The sequence below is a fragment of the bacterium genome, assembly GCA_024226335.1.
GTDB lineage: Bacteria > Myxococcota_A > UBA9160 > SZUA-336 > SZUA-336 > JAAELY01.
In genome coordinates this window covers 1-5,529 of the sequence record JAAELY010000212.1, presented here as the reverse complement: position 1 = coordinate 5,529, position 5,529 = coordinate 1, and the positions used below count along the sequence as shown (strand labels likewise).

Annotated in this window: 4 protein-coding genes; all 4 read right to left on the bottom strand. The window is 61.8% G+C overall.

Annotated features, from left to right (window positions below; all coding sequences use genetic code 11):
• A partial coding sequence (locus GY725_10610; GenBank protein MCP4004637.1) for a helix-turn-helix domain-containing protein occupies positions 1-379 on the bottom strand: 379 nt, incomplete at its 3' end.
• Between the two features lie 346 nt (positions 380-725).
• Entirely contained in the window at positions 726-3,245 is a 2,520-nt protein-coding gene (locus GY725_10605) for a DEAD/DEAH box helicase family protein (GenBank protein MCP4004636.1), read from the bottom strand.
• Positions 3,246-3,326: 81 nt separating this feature from the next.
• Positions 3,327-4,145, bottom strand: coding sequence for a nucleotidyl transferase AbiEii/AbiGii toxin family protein (locus GY725_10600; protein MCP4004635.1), 819 nt, complete (start codon positions 4,143-4,145; stop codon positions 3,327-3,329).
• Positions 4,142-4,933, bottom strand: coding sequence for a hypothetical protein (locus tag GY725_10595; GenBank protein MCP4004634.1), 792 nt, complete (start codon positions 4,931-4,933; stop codon positions 4,142-4,144). Before GY725_10595 ends, GY725_10600 begins: the two co-directional genes overlap by 4 nt.
• Positions 4,934-5,529 lie beyond the last annotated feature (596 nt).

Here is a 5,529-nt window from a genome sequence, read left to right as displayed (position 1 = left end):
GCAGCCGCTCCTCGTCAGCATGGCGGACTATGGAGCACCGGCGGCTGAGCCGATCGCCGAGCTGCGCATCGACGGCGCCCGGACCCTGCTCGTGCGACTCGGCCTCAAGGCGCAGACGGTGTACGGCCTGCTCGTCGAGACTGCGGACGGCTGGGAGGCGCGCTTCGACCCCCGGGACTACGCATTGCTCTGCTGACCTCAGCGCCCCCCAACTCGGTCGCTCTTTCTTGAGCCGGACAGTCAGTCTCTCAATCTGGACAGGCAACCGGTTGGCCTGGCGGTAGGGCCGCCGGCTGCGATCGGTCAGCCCGTCCAGGCCGCAGTCCTTGTAGCGATTGAAGATCTTGTAGCCCGTCTGGAGCCGCCATCTTCTCCCCATCGAGCAACCGGGCCACGAAGCGAAGACGCTCGTCCACCTTGCAACACTCCTTCCACGGCACTTTGCCCTCCCAGCAAAGGCCTGAAGTGTCACCTATGTGTCCGGAATGGGGTGTAACCTATCTCTCGGGTAGGTCAAACCTCTCGCAGTCAAGCAGCAGCAGGCACCGAGCGCGTTGCATCGTGACAAGCGGGTTTTCAGTCTGTTTCGCTTTTGCGCTTCGACGCGCGCAAGTGATTGAAACTGAAGGAGGTTCAGCGAGGCCACGTGCAGTGCGCGCAACGCGTAGGGTCGGCGTAGGCGCGCACAATCGCCTTCCTTCCTCACGATCACCACATCTGCCGCTTCAAAACGAGTCACCGTCAGGGATCCCAAGAGCGCCCTCGTCATACTCGATCACGTATTCGTCGATCGGCTCAGGTGCGACGTGATCGGCGACCACGTAACCCATGGCGCGGTATCCCCTCATTCGCTTCTCAAGCATTCGCGCGAGCATGGGGACGTCGCGGTCGACATAGTCCATGATGCGAACCTCGGTCTTGCCGTGATGCTTGCGGTGCAGACGGCCCGCGTACTGTACGAGCGTTCCTCTCCAGGAGACGGGCATCGCGAGGAAGAGCGTATCGAGGCGCGCATCATCGAATCCCTCGCCGATGAACCTGCCGGTTGCCAGGACAAGACGTTCCTCGGTTTCCGGAATAATCGCGAGTTGTTGAATTGCCGCGCGACGGTCCTTTGCCTTCATTCCGCCATGGAGGACGATCAGATTGCGGGCCGGGCCGTGGAGGTGCTTGGCGAAGTAGTCCAGGTGGTCCCGACGTTCAGTCAAGAGTATCGGTGACCGTTTCTCATCCAGAGCCCGGATCACATCGTCGAGGATCAACCGATTCCTGCGCTCGTCAATTGCGATCTGGCGGTAGACCTCCTGGATGCCGGTGTCCGCTGCATTGCTGGCCAACCGGAACTCCGTGCTCCGAACGATGAGCCTGTGTTCGAAGGGCTGCGCGGCGGCTTGGCTCTTGGGATCTATGGAAAAGCGCGCGGGGCCTAGCTGGAGATGAAGGATCGGATGGTGGCCGTCGCGCCGCCGCGGTGTCGCGGTCAACCCGGTTATGTAGCGCGCCTGTACCTCGCGCATGATCCGCTCGAATGAAACCGCAGGGACGTGGTGACACTCGTCGACGATCACGTGACCGTAGTCGCCCACGATGTCATTCACCTCGCCGCGACGAGCAAGGCTCTGGATCATCGCGACGTCGAGCCGACCGTTCGGTTTGCGTCTTCCACCTCCGATCTGACCGATCTCCTTGGACTTGAGATCCAGGAACAACGAGAGCTGGGCGATCCACTGCTCGAGGAGCTGGGTCCTGTGAACGAGGACCAATGTGCTCCGACCACGGCGGGCGACGAGGTTTGCGCCGACGACCGTCTTTCCGGATCCCGGCGGCGCGACGAACACACCGAAGTCGTGTTCAACCAATGCGTGAACCGCTTGCTCCTGGATCGGACGCAGGTCCCCCTGAAAGCAGGCATCGAGAGATTCCCCGTCCGTGCGTTGGTCATCGACTTCCAGGGCTACACCGAGTTCGGCGAGCAACTCCTGCAGCACGTCCATACAGCCGCGAGGAAGCCCGATGTGCTGCGGGTGTTCCTCGGCGCAACTGATGATCCGCGGAGTCAGCGCCGTTGACAGGCGCATCGCCTGCTTCTTGTAGAACACCGGATTCTGAAAAGCCGCCAGTCGCTTGATTCGGTTGATCAGCGGTGACGGTAGCCCGATCGTCTCCACGAACGCGAGTTGGGACAGGACGCAGCGGACGCGAGTTGGGACAGGCTCCGTGATGATCAGCTTGGCCGTACGCCGTGACGGCCGACGCTTCCATGGAGTATCGTCACCTTCGTCGTCCGAGAACTCACTTACGCGCTCACCCAGGACCTGCCCTTCGGCCTGGGCGTCAATAACAAGCGCTTCGATCTGGCTAGGGGGCATGCGGCGGATAGAGGCGAGAAAGGCCCATTGGTTCGGATATGGCATCCACGTCTCGTCCACGAACACCGAGTTGCCCTGCTGCCGAGGTCCGTCCTGAAAGGGCAGCGCAATCAGGTTGCCGAATCCACCTCGGGGCATCGTGTCCTGGTTGGGGAAGAGCCGATCGTACGAGGCCATGGACAGCTCGTGTCGCTGCGCCATGGTCTCCGTGATGAGGTAACAGCCCATCTTGCGAGCCACGCCGGCGGGGATGGGGGAACTGAAGAAGAACCAAACGTGGGCTCCGTCGCCAGACCGGGACCGTTCCACCGCGAACGGAACGTCCTTGGATCTACACGTGGCGGTGAAGGCTGCGACATCATCGCGCCAACAGCCCTTGTCAAAGTCCACGGCAAGAAACGAGCAGGTCTCGTCCTCCAGCATCGGGTATACGCCGATCACGGGACGTCCCAGGAAGTGTTCGTGGATGGTCTTCTCGGTGACCGGGATGAAGGCCTGGTTCGAGCACTCGCCACACTTCACACGGGGCTTCTCGCAGACACCGCGCACCCACTCGTTGGCGCAAGCCGGAGAGTAGCCTTTCGTGCCCTTCTTGGTGTTGACCCAGCGCTTCGGGTAAACATCGGTCCGACCACGGAACAGGTCGAGGAACAACGCGACCTTCTCTTTCGAGGTAGATGGGACTACGCGACTCGTCAACGCGGCTTTTCGTAAAGGCTTCTCTGAGCTTCCGATTTGGTGGACGGCTGAGGATAGCCGGACCTTGAGTTCGGCGATGCGCTGTGCTACTCGGGTATGCTCGCTCTCAATTTCGACCAGCCGCGCTTCCTCGCGGGCCAGGGATTCCCGTATCGCTTTTTCGTTACGGTCGGCCATTGGTCGTCGTCCAAGGGGCTATGCCTTTGAAACCTTCCCAAGAAGTCAGTTGTATTCCACCAGGCTGCTCAAGGACACAGATCAGGTCTCGAGTCCCTTCCAAGGTCTTCCGGGAATCCTGGCGATCAGTTCTTCCTGCACGAGAGCGGCGGCGTCCTGAGGATCGTATCCGATGCCAGCGGGCAAGAGGAGCTGGAGATCCTCGAGAAAGACGTCATCGCTCAACTTGCCGGCCAAGTTGGCTTCGAACTCCGCCCGCGAGGCGGTGACGTTATCGCGGTCCATGTAATGTCTGAAGCAACCGACGATCCGACGGGGATCGACGTCGGTGGAACGGAGCACGAGCCAGAGGTCGTAGAGGTCGCGCCCCTTCTTGCGCTGATAGAGTGCGCGGAGCTTCGTGCCGAGTAGCTCCTCGATATGGTACACGGGGAGTTCCGTCGTGCCTTTGAACCACGGGTTGTCCACGGTGAAAGGCCGTCGCGTAATACCTTGTACGTTGAAATGCTCGCGGGTGTTGATCTCGACCTTGAGGCGCATGCGGATCACCGGCTCGAAGCTGGTGTCGAAGCGGTAGATCACGGTCACGCGCCCATGGCCCTGCTTCCAGCGGGGCGCGCCAAGCCATGGATCCAGTGCCTCGCGAAGTCCGCCGAGAAGCGGCCCGATGGGTCCAGCCTCGGCTTGTACGAGGTCTATGTCCTCCGAGTACCGCCCGGCTGGAGAAATGAAGAGCTTGTGGAGTGCCGTCCCGCCCCGGAAGACGAATCCCTCGGCGAGTTCAGGTCTATTGAACATCTCGACCAGGGCGCGGGAGAGCAATAAGTCCTGTTCCACCTGGGCGTCGGAAGGCCAGGGCGCACGGGCTCGCCAGGCAGTGATGTGGGCACGGGGAATCAAAGGTCCACGTCCAGCTCTTCGTTCGGAATCACGCGCCAGCGCCGATCGGACGCTGTATCCGCTGGGCTCCCGGTACGCAGGGGAACGACACGAGGACTACGACTTCGAAGCCAGTCGGCGAGGGGTCTGGCGAGCCGGTGCTCTCCCACCGCTTCGAGTAGGTAGCCGAGCCTCTGGACATCGGGCATACGAACGAGCTGCGCCAACGCAACCAGGGCCTCCACGTCGAGGCGCTCGGCCAATTCGGCGAGCACGGTGGCCGCGTTGCTCAGGTGACCGGCTCCCGCTGGATAGCGGACGAGGTCGAAAGCTGTGGTCTCCGGCGTGGCGACGCACATGGATCCCGTTTCGGTCTGCACGTCCATCAGCGGCATCTGCTCCACCTTCCGGTTCATCGAGAACCGGAGAACGACCCTGCCAGCGCGCATCTCGCGGATCGGCTTGCTGGTTATGACTTGGAAGACCATGGGTTGCTCGTGCGCGGCGCCGTGAATGGCAGCGGCGCTAAGCAGGCCCACGTAGTAGGGCTGCTTCACGAACCGCATGAGGTCGTCGATGAACCAACTCGCTGGGGGCGACCCTGCGGTGCGGTACTCCGGAGGTACGACAACGTAGAATCCCCGCCTCGGGCTAACGATCCGGTTTTGCTCCTTGAGCCTGCGCAGCGCAGACTGCGCCGCGACAATGGACCGGCCGGTCTTTGCCTCCGCCTCGTCGCGGGTGAAGGTATAGCGCCCCTGCGACTGGAGTTGTTCCACCCAACGGGATATTGCCGGTCTGGGCGACATAGGAGAAGTCTCCAGGGGGGGGGCAAAATTTACTTTCGAAAGTTAGCGAAATGCGCAAGGTTTTGCAAGTAAAATGCGCCCCGATGCCACCGACACCACAGGCCGAAACCTCTCGGCGGGGACACCCGAGGACACCTGAATTGGGAGCGGAGGCCAATCGGGTCAATCGGGCGTCAGGTTGGGAGCCGCTCGGCCCCAACCTCCACCGGAGAATACTCCGGGGCCCGGACAGACGAGCGAGGGGCGGCCAGTGCGGTTGACCTCGGCACCCCGTCCTCTCGGGATGGGCGCCACTATCGATTTTGCTGCTTGCGGGTGGTCCTGCCGGCCCAGTCCTCGAGAATCTGCTCGATTCTTGCCGACTGGTCGCTGCCCATTGAACCTAATGGTGATCAAGCCACGTAACGAAACATGGGGCCTGACTCACACTCCCCCAGGTTTCCACAGCCATCACCCGAGCAGAGCCCATTCATGGCAGGTGTGAGCATGACATTTCTCCTTCTCTTCGCATTGCAGATCCTGTCGTCACCGCCGTCGGCGTTGCCCGAGACGTTGCAGGTCAACGGCATCGTTCGCGAGCCAACCGACGCCTGGAG